We start from the raw sequence: 13959 nt of genomic DNA, 5'->3' as shown, positions 1-13959 counted from the left end.
TACCGCTCTAGTACACCATCGGGCATTGAGGTGATGTCAGCCCGCGGTCAGGACCAATCCGCTCGTGGGTACGCCGGTGCCGGCGGTCACCAGCACGCGCGACGCCCCGTCGACCTGGTTGACGGCGTCACCGCGGAGCTGCCGGACCCCCTCGGCGATCCCGTTCATCCCGTGGATGTAGGCCTCCCCCAGCTGTCCGCCGTGCGGGTTGAGCGGGAGTTTCCCGTCGAGTTCCAGCGTGCCGCCGCCGATGAAGTCCTTGGCCTCGCCCTTCCCGCAGAAGCCGAGTTCTTCCAGCTGCATCAGGACATAAGGGGTGAAGTGGTCGTACAGCACGGCGAGGTCCATGTCACCCGGCCCCAGCCCGGACTGCTCCCACAGTTGCCGCCCCACCACGCCCATTTCGGGCAGCGCCGGGAGATCGTCGCGGTAGTAGCTGGTCATCACGTACTGGTCCGGCCCGCTCCCCTGCGCGGCCGCCGCGATCACGGCGGGCCGGTGCGGCAGGTCGCGCGCCCGCTCGGCGCTGACGACGACCAGGGCGACCCCGCCGTCGCTCTCCTGGCAGCAGTCCAGCAGGTGCAACGGCTCGGCGACCCAGCGGGAGGCCTGATGCTCTTCGAGCGTGATCGGCTTTCCGTAGAACCACGCCTTGGGGTTGGTCGCCGCGCGGGCGCGGTCGACGACGGCCACCCGGCCGAAGTCCTCGCTGGTCGCGCCGTACTCGTGCATGTACCGCCGGGCGAGCATGGCGACGGTCGCGGCCGGGGTCGCGATCCCCATCGGGTAGTGGAACGCGTTGTCGACGCCGGAGGAGTTCACCTGCCCCGCCGCGGCCGAGGACACCTGGCCGAACCGCATGCCGGACCGTTCGTTGAACGCCCGGTACGCGACGACGACGTCCGCGACCCCGGTCGCGACGGCCATCGCGGCCTGTTGCACGGTCGCGGCCGCGGCCCCGCCGCCGTAATGGATCCGGCTGAAGAACTTGAGCTCGGGGATGCCGAGTTCCCGCGCGACGGCGATCTCGCTGTTGCCGTCCATGGTGAACGACACCAGACCGTCCACATCGGACGGTGAGAGTCCGGCGTCCTTCAGCGCGCTCGAAACCGCTTCCGCCGCCAGCCGAAGCTCGCTGCGTCCGGAATCCTTCGAGAACTCCGTGGCACCGATCCCGGCGATGGCCGCCCGTCCGGACAGGGTCATCACTCGCCTCCCAGCGTGATCGCCACGGTTCCGACCACATGCTCACCGAGACTGTCCACACCGGACACCGCGACCACCACGTCGTCGCCGTCCCGTTCCGTGACGCGGCCGGTGAAGGTGAGGGTGTCATAGGCGTAACAGGGCACGCCGAGCCGGATCTTGATCGAGCGCACGAACGCCTCCGGCCCCGCCCAATCGGTGACGAACCGTTGCACCAGGCCGGTGTCGGTGAGGATGTTGAGGAAGATGTCCTTCGAGCCGCGGTGGACGGCGGCGTCGCGGTCATGGTGGACATCCTGGAAATCCCGCGTCGCCAGCGCGGTGCTCACCACGAACGTGGGGGTGGCCTCGATCTTCAGCGGCGGCAGCTCGGTGCCGACCGAACAGTCCTTCATCGCGCGACCCTCCAAGCGGGCAACGTCAGTTCCTCGTCGATCTTCACGAAGGCCGCCTCCACCGGGAGTCCGATGTGGACGGTTTCCGGATCGGCGTCGAGCAGCTCGCCCATCACCCGGACCCCTTCCGCCAGCTCGACGAGCGCGACCACGAACGGCAGATCCTTGCCGGGCACCTTCGGATGGTGGTGCACCACGTAGCTGTAGACCGTTCCCCGTCCGCACGCGACGACGTAATCCGGCTTCGCGTCGAAATCGCCGTCCGGCGGCATCGGGCCGGGCGGATGCCGCAGGGTCTCGCCCCACCGCTGGATCCGCAGTTCCCCGTCACGCAGGCCCGACCAGAAGAATTCGGTGTCCTTGCTGATCACCGGCCGCAACACGGGCGCGGCCGTCTTGGCGGGTTCGGTGCCCGGCGGACGGAACTTCAGCACCCGGAACACCATGTCCGCGACGGCCTCGTCACCGACGTACCAGGTGGTCTTCGTCGTCACGAACCAGCCCTCGCCCAGCGCGGTCCGCTTCGGCCCGACGACACTTTCGAGTTTCGCGGTCGCTTCGACCCGTTCACCGTGACGGAGATAGCGGAAGTAGTTCTGCTCGGAGTTCGTCGCGACGACCGAGGTGAACCCGGCTTCGTCGAGCACCTCCATCATCGCGCCGAGCGGGTCGTCCGACGCCCTCGTCCAGTGCAGCCCGCCCATCGTCCACACCTGCGCCATCGCGGGCGGCGCGACGAGTCCCTTGTGGACACTCTTGGCGGCGAACTCCTCGTCGACGTAGACGGGATTGCGGTCGCCGATGGCTTCGACCCAGTTGTTCACCATCGCCTGGTTGACCGCGTCGCGCGCGGCCCTCGGCGCGGATTCCCCGCGCGCGGCGATGCGTTCGGCGGCTTCCTGGATGCTCATCGCGGCACCCTCGGCAGGCCGAGCCCGGCGGTGGCGATCAGCTCGCGCTGGATCTCGTTGACGCCGCCGCCGAAGGTCAGCACCAGATTGCGTTTGGCCACCACGTCCAGCCACAGCGCCAGTTCCGCGGTTTCGGCGTCGGCCTGATCGCCGTGTCGTGCCACGATCTCCTCCAGTCTCCTTGCCAGGCGCTGGATGCGTTCGGAACCGAAGATCTTGGTCGCCGAAGCATCGGCCACCGCCACCGGTCCGCTCGCCGACGACGCCGCGACCTGCCAGTTCAGCAGTTCGTTGACCCGGGCGGTCGCCAGGGTTTCCGCGAGCACGGCCCGGACGTCGGGCAGCTGGAGCAACGGCGTGCCGTCCGGCGCCTTCCTGGACGCGGCCCACTCGCGGACGCGGTCGTGGAGACCGCCGATCCGCCCGGCGGGGCCGAGCATGACGCGTTCGTGGTTCAGCTGCGTGGTGATCAGCCGCCAGCCCTCGTTCTCCTTGCCCACCAGCATGTTCGCGGGCACACGGACGTCCGAGTAGTAGGTGGCGTTCACGTGGTGCGCGCCGTCGCAGGTGATGATCGGCGTCCACGAATAGCCCGGGTCGCGGGTGTCCATGATGAGGATCGAAATCCCCTTGTGCCTCGGCGCGTCCGGCGCGGTGCGGACGGCGAGCCAGATGTAGTCGGCGTCGTGCCCGCCGGTGGTGAAGATCTTCTGCCCGTTGACGACGTACTCGTCCCCCTCGCGTACCGCCGTCGTGCGCAGCGCGGCGAGGTCGGTGCCCGCGTCGGGCTCGGTGTAACCGATGGCGAAATGCACCTCGCCCGCGAGAATCTTGGGCAGGAACAAGGATTTCTGCTCCTCGGTGCCGTACGCCTGCAACGTGGGCCCGACGGTCTGCAAGGTCACCGACGGCAGCTGGACGTCGGCTCGGGCGGCCTCGTCGACGAAGAGGTGCTGCTCGATCTCGCCGAAACCCCGGCCGCCGTACTGTTCGGGCCAGCCGACACCGAGCCAGCCGTCGCGGCCCATCCGCCGCACGATCTCGCGGTACACCGGCCCGTGCCGCTCCCGCAGCATCGCGCGCCGCTCGTCGGCGCTCACCAGCCCGGCGAAGTACTTTCGCAGTTCGGAGCGCAACTCGTGTTGCGCCGCGGTCAGTTCGATCAGCATCGGTTCACCCCGCCACCAGTTCGCCCAGACCGGCCAGCCGATGCGAGGCGCCGCCGAGCGTTCGTCCCAGATCCTTGACCGCCGACGAGAACCGGTGCAGCGGATACGTTTCGTCCACGCCGATCCCGCCGTGCAGGTGATGGCAGACGGCCAGCGCCGCGGGCGCCTCCTCCGCCAGCCAGTAGGCCGCGATGTCGAGTTCCGCCTCGGCGTCGAGCCCCGCCGCGAGCCGCCACACCGCCGACCGCGCGGCCAGCTGGACCGTCCGCGAGGCGACGTAGACGTCCGCGATCTGTTGCGCCACCGCCTGGAACGCCGCCAGCGGCCGCCCGAACTGCTCCCGTTCGCCGACGTGTTTGGTGGTCAGCGCGAGCGCGCCGGCGAGCAGCCCGTCGCCGAACGCCACGGCGCCCGCGAGCGCGAACCGGTGCAGTGTCGCGATCGACTCGCCGGGGCCGTGCCCGTTGAGGAGATCGGCGTCGGTGACGGTCACCGAATCGAGCGTCATCGTGTAGTCCGGCGTGCCGGAAGAGGTTCTCGTGGGCGTCAGCGTCACGCCGTCCGCGTGGGGATCGACGAGGAAGACGCCGGTGCCGCCCGGAATCGAGGCGGGGGTCAGGATCCGGGTCGCCTCCGCCGCGAACGGCACGCCGACCTTGACGCCACTGAGGCGCCAGTCCCCGGCCGACTCCGCGACCGTCGCGGGCCGGGTGGTGAACGGCGCGGAAGGCTCGTGCAGTGCCGCGGTGAGCAGGGCTTCGCCCGCGGCGACCGGCGGAAGCAGCGCCGAGCGCTGATCGGGCCCGCCCAGCGCGGTGACGGGCAGGACGCCGAACGCCAGAGACGCCAGCGCGGGCGTCGGCGAGGCGACGCGCCCGAGTTCGGTCAGCACCAAGGCGACTTCGGCGACGCCCAGGCCGTCACCGCCGAGTTCGGCGGGCAGCGCCAGGGCGAGCAGACCGGCGTCGGCCAACGCGCGCCACGTGTCCGCGGGCTCGCGCTCCTTGCCGAGGACGCGCGCGGCCAGCGCGGTGACCTCGGTCTGCGTCTCGTCGAACTGGAAGTCCACACTGGCTCCTCACCGGGGCGAACGGGCACAATATTGAAACCTGTTCTAGTCTTAACCGGAAGGAGCCGTGACGGCAAGGGGTGGGGATCTAGGAGGTGGCTTTGAGCAGTTCCGCGAGCGCGTCGGGGAAGTGGTCGGCGAGCGGCCACAGGTCGCCGGTGAGTTCGCGGGCGCCGAGCAGGCCGACGTCGACCCGGCCCGCGTTGGACAGCACGGTGACGTTGAGCCCGGCGCCGTGGAAGACCGGGCCGAGCGGGTAGAGCCCGGTGACCCGGCAGCCAAGCAGGTACAACGGCATCGGCGGCCCCGGCACGTTGGAGACCACCAGGTTGTGCACCACCGGATGCCGTTCGGCCAGGCGCAGCGCGGAATACGCGCGCACCGCGAGGCCGAACATCGTCGCCGCCGAGAACTGCGCCCAGTCCTGGAGCATGTCGGCGTCGATGGTGTGGTGATGGTCCTTCGACAGCCGGTTGGATTCCGCCAGCATGAACAATCGCGCGGCGGGATCGTCGAGATGGGTCGGCAGCGATGCGAAGAACGCAGAGACCTTGTTGCTGCCGTGCTCGCGTTCGGTCCGGCCGTGCACCGAGACCGGCACCGTCGCCACCAGCGGATCCTCCGGCAGTTCGCCCCGGTCCCGCAGGAACTGCCGCAGCGCGCCGGAAACCACGGCGAGGACGACGTCGTTGACGGTGACCCCGAAGGCGTCCTTGACCTGCTTGACGTCATCGAGGTCGAGAGAGGCGTAGGCGACGCTGCGGTGTGCGGTGATCGTCCCGTTGAACGACGTGCGCGGCGCGGTGAACGGGACCGGCATTCCCTTGCCCTGCAACGCTTTACCCAGCCATCTCGGCACGAGTTCGAGCAGGTCGGGCAGCAGCTTCACGAGCTCGACCGGCCGTTTCGCGAACGACGTCAGCCCGGAACCGAACAGCGCGCGCCTGCCGGGAACGCCCGCGTTGTCACGTTCGTCCTTCGCGATCTCCGGCGGCGGGGCGTCCGGCTCGAGCCCGGCGAGATAGCTGATCAGGCTGGCGCCGCCGACCCCGTCGACGCTGGCGTGATGCATCTTCAGCAGCACCGCGACCTCGCCGCCGGCCAGGCCTTCGATGACGTACAACTGCCACAGCGGCTGCGCGCGGTCCAGTCGTTGTCCCGCGATGTGGGCGCAGAGTTCGGCCAGTTCCCGCCGGTCACCGGGCGCGGGTACGCCGATCCGGTGAACGTGGGCTTCGAGGTCGAAGTCCTCGTCCTCTACCCAGACCGGATGCGCCAGATTCCAGAGTGGATTGTGCAGTTTGCGCCGGAACGCCGGGATCAGCTCGACCCGTTCGGCCAGCTTCTCCTTGAACCGTTCGAAATCGTAGCCGCCGGGCATGGTCGAACCGTCCACGGTGAGCAGCCCGCATATGTGCAGGACCTGGGCCGGTGTCTCCAGGTAGAGGAAACTCGCGTCCAGACCGCTCAATCTCTGCATGAGAAGCACCTTAAGTGAACTTTGCAACCCGTTCTAGGCGGTCACCCGGCGGTAGGATCGGTGCCCATGCAGCCGAGTTTCGTCGTCCGCCAGGCACTCCAGCTCGCGCTCACCGCGAACGCGTTGAAGCCGCCGAGAGGTGCGCGTACGGCGATCCCGGCGTTCTTCGCGGGCTGGCTCACCGGGGAACTCGCCCCGCATCTGCTCGCGCTCACCGCGGCCGACGCGGCAGCGCATGTCGCCCGGCACCGGGGCGGGTCGAGCAAGGCCGGGCTCGCGCTCGCGACGGCGTCCGCGGCCGGGCTCGGCACCCTGATCGCACAGTCCCAGCGGGCCCGCGGCGAGATCGAGACCGCGCTCACCGAAGGCATCGGCAAGGCCTACATCGACGAACTCGAGCACCCGCCGAGCCCGACCGACCTCGCGACGCCGTGGGGCCAGCTGGCCATGCCGTTCCGCATGCGGGACCCGGAGGTGCGGCGGACCCGCAACATCGCCTACGCGCCGGGTGGGAAGCGGTTCCTGCTCGACGTCTACGCCCCGCGCGAACCGGTCACCGGCGCGCCGATCCTGCTGCAGGTGCACGGGGGCGCCTGGGTGATCGGCAACAAGGACCAGCAGGGCCTGCCGCTGATGCTGCACATGGCCAAACGCGGCTGGATCTGCATCGCGATCAACTACCCGCTCTCCCCTGCCGCCCGCTGGCCCGCGCATATCGTCGCGGCGAAACGCGCGCTGGCCTGGATCCGGGACAACGCCGAGTCCTACGGCGGCGACCCGTCGTTCGTCGCCGTCACCGGCGGTTCCGCGGGCGGGCATCTCGCCGCGCTGCTGGCACTGACCGCGAACGACCCGGCGTTGCAGCCCGGCTTCACCGAGGCCGACACGAGCGTCCAGGCGTGCGCCCCGCACTACGGCGTGTACGACTTCGCCGCGACCAGCGGGCGGCGCTCCAGCCAGGCCCGGCTGAAGACGCTGATCGCCCGGCACGTCTTCGAGGCTGACCGGGATCCGGTGAACTTCCTCGACGACTACATCGCGGCGTCACCGCTGGACCGGATCACCGAGGACGCGCCGCCGTTCTTCGTCATCCACGGCGTCCACGACTCGCTGGTGCCGGTGGGCGAGGCCCGCGAATTCGTGCGGCGCCTGCGGGACAAGTCCCGGCGCGAGGTCGCGTACGCGGAGATCTCCGGCGCGCAGCACGCCTTCGACGTCTTCCCCTCGATCCGCAGCGCCCACGTCGTGCGCGGGGTGGAACGGTTCCTCGAGTGGAGCTATCGCACGTGGCGGCGCCGGTCCAGCGGGGCGTGAGTGGCGGTTGTCGCCGAGGTGTGAGGTTGCGAAAGCCACTTTCGCAACGTTGAAGGTTGCGAAAGTGGCTTTCGCAACCTCGCCTGAGGCGGAGCCGGCGCGGCCAAGCGTGGGTCCGGAGCTGCTCCAACGCTCTCCGCCGGGCGTCGCGAAAGCCACTTTCGGGACACCAGACGTCGCGAAAGTGGCTTTCGCGGCAGCACTTCCGACCGGGGCCTGAGGTCAGGGCGGGTAGATCACGTCCGTCGGGCGGGCGGAAGACGGGCCGTCGACCCGCCAGCCTTCCCCGTCGCGCACGAAGCGGTACCACCGCTCGTCCCGGCCGTAGCGCAGTTGCAGGTCGCCCTGGGTGATCCGGTTCCGCCAGGTCTTCGGCGTCCCCGGTAGCCCCGATTCGGCGAGGTCCGCCCTGGCCTGGGCGAGCGGTGCCTGCCCGGGCCGCCAGGCCTCCCGGACCACCGCCATCCCGCCCCGGCCCGCCTCACGCCAGGCCTGTGCCCAGAGGGCGAGATCCCGCACCGCGACACCCGCCGCCTCGGCGAGTTCGGCGACCACATCGGGGTCGCTCGCCGCCGCGCGGCGGGCGAGGTCTTCCTCGAACGACAGCCCCACCTCGCGCTCGGGCCCCATGACCAGCAGTTCCCAAGCCCTCGCGGCGGCGTCGGCCGCCAGTTCGACGAACATCTCACCGCTCCAGCCGGTGCGATGCGGCGGGTCCAGGTCGAGGACCGCGGGCGGCCCGACCGTGGCGGGGACGGCCGGCCGCGGCGGGAGCGCGGCGATCCGCCGGGTGTATGCGCGTTTCGGGTCCACTCCGGGCGCGGCCGGGGCGCGCACCCGCTTGCCCGGCGTGCTCGCGGGGGCTCGGCGGGACCGCAGCTCCGCCAGCACGGCCTCCCTCGGCCTGCCGCGCAGCAGGAACAGCACGAACGGATCGGCGTCGACCTCGTCCGCGACCAGGTAGTACACCGCGGCGACGTGCTTGCACGGGTTCGCGCTGTCAGGACAGGAGCACTTCGGGCGCAGATCTCCGGGACCCGGCAGCAGATCCGCGCCGGCGGCTCGCGCGGCCTCGGCCAGTTCACCGGGCAGCTCGCCGTCGAGGAGGGCCGCGACGTGCCCGAGCCGGGAGCCGACCATGCCGAGCAGGCTCTCCCACTGCGAATCGGTGAACGCCCGCATGTGGATGGTCACCCGGTACGGCACCGCCCGGCTGCCCTGCACCCAGGCCGTCACCTCGCCCGCGCCGACCGCGAGCTTGCTGACCGTGCCCTTGCGCGCGTACGTCCGCCCGCGCGGCAGCCGGTTCGGATCGAGTTTGGCGCGTTCCTCCAGGGCCTCGACCCACGCCTTGCCCCACCACGTGTTGCCGAAGGTGCGCCGTTTCCGTCCTGTCACACCGGGCATCAGGGCTCCCCGAGCCGGACGAGATCGGCGAGCTCGTCGTCGGACAGTTCGGTGATCCAGTTCTCGCCCGCGCCGATGACCGCGTCCGCCAGGCCGCGTTTGGTCTCCAGCACCTTGGCGATGCGCTCCTCGAGCGTGCCCTCCGCGATCAGCCGGTGCACCTGGACCGGCCGGTCCTGCCCGATCCGGTACGCGCGGTCGGTGGCCTGGTCCTCGACCGCCGGGTTCCACCAGCGGTCGTAGTGGATCACGTGGGTGGCCTTGGTCAGGTTGAGCCCGACACCGCCCGCCTTGAGCGAGAGCAGGAACACCGGTACCTCGCCCGCCTGGAACCGGGCGACCATGTCCTCCCGGACCTGGGGCGTGCTCGACCCGGACAGCAGCATGGTCGGCAGCCCGCGTTCGGCGAGGCGTTTCTCCAGCAGGCGGCACAACTGGACGTACTGGCTGAACACGAGGACGCTGTCGCCCTCGTCGAGGATGACGTCGAGCAGCTCCTCGAACGCGGCCAGCTTGCCGGACCGGCCGTGCAGCACCCCCGGCTCCTTGAGGTACTGCGCCGGGTGGTTGCAGATCTGCTTGAGCTCGGTGAGCAGTTTGAGCACCTGCCCGCGCCGCGCCACCCCGTCGAGCTCGCGGATCATCGCGAGGTTCTCCCGGACCACGGCCTCGTACAGCGTCGTCTGCTCTGCGGTGAGCGGGACGAACCGGTCGGTCTCGGTCTTGCGCGGGAGCTCGGGGGCGATGTCCGGGTCGGTCTTCTTGCGGCGCAACAGGAACGGGCGCACGGTCGTGGCGAGGCGTTCGGTGGCGGCGACGTCACGGTCGCGCTCGATCGGGCGGGCGACCTTGCGGCGGAACCCGTCGAGCGAGCCGAGCAGTCCAGGCGTCGTCCAGTCCACGATGGACCAGAGCTCGGTGAGCCGGTTCTCCATCGGTGTTCCGGTCAACGCGACCTTCGCGGCGGCCGGGATCTTCCGAAGCTCCTTGGCGGTGACCGAAAGCGGGTTCTTGACGTGCTGCGCCTCGTCGGCGGCGATCATCCCCCAGTCCACTTCGGACAGTGCCTCGCGATCCCGGCGAAGGACGCCGTACGTGGCGAGCACGACCTCGTCCGGCGCGACCTCGTCGAGATGCCGCCCACCGCCGTGGAACCGGCGCACCGGGATGCCCGGCGCGAACCGGGCGAACTCACGTTCCCAGTTGCCCAGCAACGACGTCGGGCACAGGACCAGGGTGGGGCCCTCGCCGAGGGGACGGCGGTGCAGGTGCAGGGAGATGAGCTGGATCGTCTTGCCGAGCCCCATGTCGTCGGCGAGGCAGGCGCCGAGACCGAGCCCGGTCATCGTCGCGAGCCAAGCCAGACCCGCCTTCTGATAGGGCCGCAGGGTGGCCTTCAGATCCGCGGGCTGCTCGATCGGTTCCGCCGCGCTTTCCCGGATCCGCTGGAGCAGCCCCGTCACCGCCGACGGTGCGGTGAACTCGACCTTTTCGCCGTCCAGCTCCAGTTCGCCGGTGAGCGCCGCGGCCAGCGCCTCGGCCCCGGACAGCTTCTTCGCGCGGTGGGCGCGCACCTTGGCGAGCAGGCGCGCGTCGACCTTGACCCATTTCCCGCGCAGCCGCACCAGCGGCCGCTTGGCCTCCGCGAGCGCGGTGACCTCGGCGTCGGTGAGGTCTTCGTCGCCGAGGCTCAGCCGCCAGCGGAACTGCAGCAGGCTCTTGAGCGTGAACTCCGGCCCGGTGACACTGCCCGGGGCCTGCGTCGCGCTCGCCTTCGCCTTGAGCTCGCCCGCGAAGAGGTCCTTCGGCCACTGCACCTCGATGCCGGCGCCGCCGAGCGCCGCATCCCCGTGGGTCAGCAGGTCGACGACCTCGTCGTACTCCAGCGCCAGCCCGGTCGGCGCGGCGGACCGGAGCATGCGGCCGAGCGGCGCCCAGGCCCTGGCACCCCGGCGCAGACCGAGCAGCAACTGCGTCTCGACTTGCTCGCCCATCCGTTCCAGCACCGCTTCGGGCGCGTCCCACAGCGTCGCCGCCTCGACGATCAAGCTCGGGTCGGCTGCGCTCCGCACGGCGAGGACGGCGGCGAACGTGGACTCTTCCTCGGGGTTCTCGGGCTCGTGCACCTCCATGCGCAGGACGAGATGCGCGCCCTGTGCCTGCCGGGCGCTCAGCTCCGCCAGCCACGCGGCACCGTCCGGCCCGACCAGCGTCGGCTCGGCAGCGGCGAACGCCGGGCCGCCCGCCGCGACGCTCGCGGCGGGCGTGCGGACCAGCACGTCCGCCGTCGCGTCCCAGAGCGCGCGGATCAGCGACTCCGGCGAATGCAGCCGGATCCGTTTCAGCCCGGACAACGGCAGCGCGTGCGCCTCGGGAGGCAGCGCGGCGGCGAGCCCGCGCAGCATCTCCTCATCGGCGACGTCGAGCGGCCCGACCCGCCACGAATCCACCCCGCCGGGTGAGGCGGCGGGCAGCAGCCTGCCGCGGGCGATGAGGTTCACCCCGGCTTCGGCGACGGCCGACCACGCGGCGATGGCCGGGCTCAGGTCGCCGTCGGCGGTCAGCAGCCGCGGAATCGCGCGTGACAACGGGACGAGTGCCGCGTCGACCTTCGTGCGCCGGAAGACCTTTCCCACCGGCAGCACGAGTTCGATCGCGGTGTCACCCGCTACGCCGTCTCCCCAGAGCGCCAGCACACCGTCCCGCGGGGGATCCGAAGGGACGAAGGTGGCCTGGGTTCCTGTGCCGAACTCCACGACCCGCACGTTAGAGCACGAGACCGACATCCCTCGGTCGCCGGTGCCGTGAAAGGTCCTTTCCTGGCAGTTTTCGCGAGGAAGGGACCTTTCATGGCACGTGAAAAGGGCGTGACAGGGACTTTCAGGACCGAGGCAGCCCCAGCAACCGCTCCGCCGTCAGCGACAGCAGCACCTGCGTCGTCCCGCCCGCGATACTGAGGCATCGGGTCAGCAGGAACTCGTGCTGCGCCGGGTCACCGTCCACGAGGGCGCGCTCACCGAGCGACTCCAGCGCGAACTCCGCCACCGCCTGCCGATGCCGCACTCCCAGCAGCTTGCGCACACTCGACTCGGCGCCGGGGTCCTGCCCGTCGAGCCGCCGCAGCGTCGCTCGCAGGTCCAGCACCGAACACGCGCTTCCGTCGGCGATCAGCGCGCCGAGCCGCTCCCGGTCGGCGTCCTCGCCGAGCGTGGCGAGCAGATTCTCGACGCCCTCCCCCACCGCGGATCCGCTCCCGAGGGCCACGCGCTCGTTCGCCAGCGTCGTCCGCGCCAGCCGCCAGCCGCCGTCGACCTCCCCGACCACCATCTCGTCCGGGACGAAGACGTCGTCGAGGAACACCTCGTTGAAGACGGCGTCTCCGGTGATCTCGCGCAGTGGTCGGGTGCTGATCCCGTCGGCGGTCATGTCGACGAGGAAGTAGGTGATCCCCTTGTGCTTCGGCGCGTCCGGGTCGGTGCGCGCCAGGCAGATCGCCCAATCGGCTTCGCGCGCGAGAGAGGTCCACACCTTCTGGCCGTTCAGCAGCCATCCGCCGTCGACGCGGCGGGCCGTCGTGCGGAGCGACGCGAGATCGGAGCCCGCCTCGGGCTCGCTGAACAGCTGGCACCAGGTGATCTCGCCGCGCAACGTGGGCGCGGCGAACCGTTCGCGCTGCTCCTCCGAGCCGTGTTCCAGCAACGTCGGCACGGCCCAGCCGCCGATGACCAGATCCGGTCGGCGGACACCCGCGCCGTCGAGCGCGGCGTCGATCCGCAGCTGCTCGGCCGCGGTGGCGCCCCTGCCGTACGGCGCGGGCCAATGCGGGGCCAGCAGTCCCGAATCGGCCAGTGCGACCCGCCGCTCCGGCTCGGGCAGGGCGGCGATTTCGCCTACCAGGTCACGGAGTCCGGCGTCCTCACCGACGTCGACGCCCAACGTCCGGCGGTCGCCGCGCAGCGCGAGTTCGGCGGCGCGACGACGCCAGCGGGCCGAACCGCCGAGCCACTGCCGCAGAGCCACGGCGCGCCGAAGGTAGAAGTGCGCGTCATGCTCCCAGGTGAAGCCGATCCCGCCGAGGACCTGAATGCAGTCCTTGGCGTTGGCCACGGCCGCGTCGAGCGCGTAGGCCGCCGCGGTCGCCGCCGCGAAAGCGTGCTGTTCCGGGTCTTCGGCAGCCCTCGCCGCGTCCCATGCGAGCGCGTCGGTGGCTTCGGCCCGGCACAGCATTTCCGCGCACAGATGCTTGATCGCCTGGAACGACCCGATCGGACGGCCGAACTGTTCCCGCACTCTCGCGTACTCGACGGCGGTCCGAAGACACCATCGAGCGATTCCCGCGGCCTCCGCGGCGCCGAGTGTGGCGGCGTAGGAATCCACCGGCAGCGCCTCGAAAACCGCTTCGGCCCGCACCTTCGCGCACCGGATCCGGCCGACCGGCCGGGAGACGTCGAACGGCTCGCCCGGCTCGATGTCCACTCCGGACGCTCCGGGTGGGACGAGCGCGGAGACGGGGCCGTCCGAGACCAGCGTCCACGCCGACGGGTGGACGTCCAGAGCCGGGCCCGATTCGCCGTCGACCACCGAATCCGCGATACGGAAGCCGCCGCCGAGCACCACCGCCAGCCGTTCCGTCCCGTCCGCGATGTCGGGCAGGATCCCCTTGGCGGCCTGGGGAACCGTCGCGAGCAACGCGCCACCCAACGCGGTCCCGAGGATCGGACCGGGCACAAGCGCTTCGGCCGCTTCGGCGAGCCCGGCGGCCAGATCGGCCAGCGTGCCGCCCGCCCCGCCGACGTCTTCGGGAATCGCCACGCCGAACAAGCCGAGTTCCGCCAGCCCCGATGGTGGCTCGGCGATCCGGCCACTTCGGACGGCGTCGACGGGTCGGGCGGAAGCCGCCCAAGCCCGGATCGACGCGGCCAGGGCCGCCTGTTCTTCGGTGAGCGCGATCGACACGGGTGAGACCTCCTCGCCGGACCTACCCGCGAGTGTAGAACGTGTTACAGTT

General features: G+C 70.8%; 10 protein-coding genes. 1 reads left to right on the top strand and 9 read right to left on the bottom strand.

What is annotated here, in order from left to right; genetic code table 11:
* Positions 1-36: 36 nt before the first annotated feature.
* The 6 genes from ACZ1DY_RS14895 to ACZ1DY_RS14870 all read right to left on the bottom strand — a co-directional run bounded on the left by ACZ1DY_RS14895 (position 37) and on the right by ACZ1DY_RS14870 (position 6230).
* Positions 37-1206 (bottom strand): lipid-transfer protein, encoded by a 1170-nt coding sequence (locus ACZ1DY_RS14895; protein ID WP_126737612.1) that lies wholly within the window; start codon positions 1204-1206, stop codon positions 37-39.
* Entirely contained in the window at positions 1206-1601 is a 396-nt protein-coding gene (locus ACZ1DY_RS14890; RefSeq protein WP_465484705.1) for a MaoC family dehydratase, read from the bottom strand. Before ACZ1DY_RS14890 ends, ACZ1DY_RS14895 begins: the two co-directional genes overlap by 1 nt.
* Positions 1598-2512 (bottom strand): bifunctional MaoC family dehydratase N-terminal/OB-fold nucleic acid binding domain-containing protein, encoded by a 915-nt coding sequence (locus tag ACZ1DY_RS14885; RefSeq protein ID WP_465484704.1) that lies wholly within the window; start codon positions 2510-2512, stop codon positions 1598-1600. Before ACZ1DY_RS14885 ends, ACZ1DY_RS14890 begins: the two co-directional genes overlap by 4 nt.
* The gene (locus ACZ1DY_RS14880; protein ID WP_465484703.1) at positions 2509-3681 is read right to left on the bottom strand and encodes an acyl-CoA dehydrogenase family protein; all 1173 of its coding nucleotides are present in this window, start codon (positions 3679-3681) and stop codon (positions 2509-2511) included. Before ACZ1DY_RS14880 ends, ACZ1DY_RS14885 begins: the two co-directional genes overlap by 4 nt.
* Positions 3682-3685: 4 nt before the next feature.
* Positions 3686-4750 carry an acyl-CoA dehydrogenase family protein gene (locus ACZ1DY_RS14875; protein ID WP_465484702.1) on the bottom strand — a complete coding sequence of 355 codons (1065 nt, stop codon included), beginning with the start codon at positions 4748-4750 and terminating at the stop codon, positions 3686-3688.
* Between the two features lie 88 nt (positions 4751-4838).
* Positions 4839-6230 (bottom strand): WS/DGAT/MGAT family O-acyltransferase, encoded by a 1392-nt coding sequence (locus ACZ1DY_RS14870; RefSeq protein WP_465484701.1) that lies wholly within the window; start codon positions 6228-6230, stop codon positions 4839-4841.
* A 66-nt stretch (positions 6231-6296) separates the two neighbouring features.
* On the opposite strand from ACZ1DY_RS14870, the gene ACZ1DY_RS14865 reads away from it, so the two are divergent.
* Positions 6297-7544 carry an alpha/beta hydrolase fold domain-containing protein gene (locus ACZ1DY_RS14865; RefSeq protein ID WP_465484700.1) on the top strand — a complete coding sequence of 416 codons (1248 nt, stop codon included), beginning with the start codon at positions 6297-6299 and terminating at the stop codon, positions 7542-7544.
* Between the two features lie 222 nt (positions 7545-7766).
* Here the strand turns inward: ACZ1DY_RS14865 and ACZ1DY_RS14860 are convergent, their stop codons facing one another.
* The 3 genes from ACZ1DY_RS14860 to ACZ1DY_RS14850 all read right to left on the bottom strand — a co-directional run bounded on the left by ACZ1DY_RS14860 (position 7767) and on the right by ACZ1DY_RS14850 (position 13907).
* Positions 7767-8951, bottom strand: coding sequence for an SWIM zinc finger family protein (locus ACZ1DY_RS14860; RefSeq protein WP_465484699.1), 1185 nt, complete (start codon positions 8949-8951; stop codon positions 7767-7769).
* Positions 8951-11716: a DEAD/DEAH box helicase gene (locus tag ACZ1DY_RS14855; protein ID WP_465484698.1), complete on the bottom strand. Its 2766-nt coding sequence runs from the start codon at positions 11714-11716 to the stop codon at positions 8951-8953. Before ACZ1DY_RS14855 ends, ACZ1DY_RS14860 begins: the two co-directional genes overlap by 1 nt.
* A gap of 115 nt (positions 11717-11831) precedes the next feature.
* Positions 11832-13907, bottom strand: coding sequence for an acyl-CoA dehydrogenase family protein (locus ACZ1DY_RS14850; RefSeq protein ID WP_465484697.1), 2076 nt, complete (start codon positions 13905-13907; stop codon positions 11832-11834).
* Positions 13908-13959 lie beyond the last annotated feature (52 nt).

The sequence above is a fragment of the Amycolatopsis sp. PSD-21 genome, assembly GCF_055561455.1.
The sequence above is the reverse complement of the archived record's forward strand: the minus strand, read 5'-3'. Positions and strand labels throughout refer to the sequence as shown.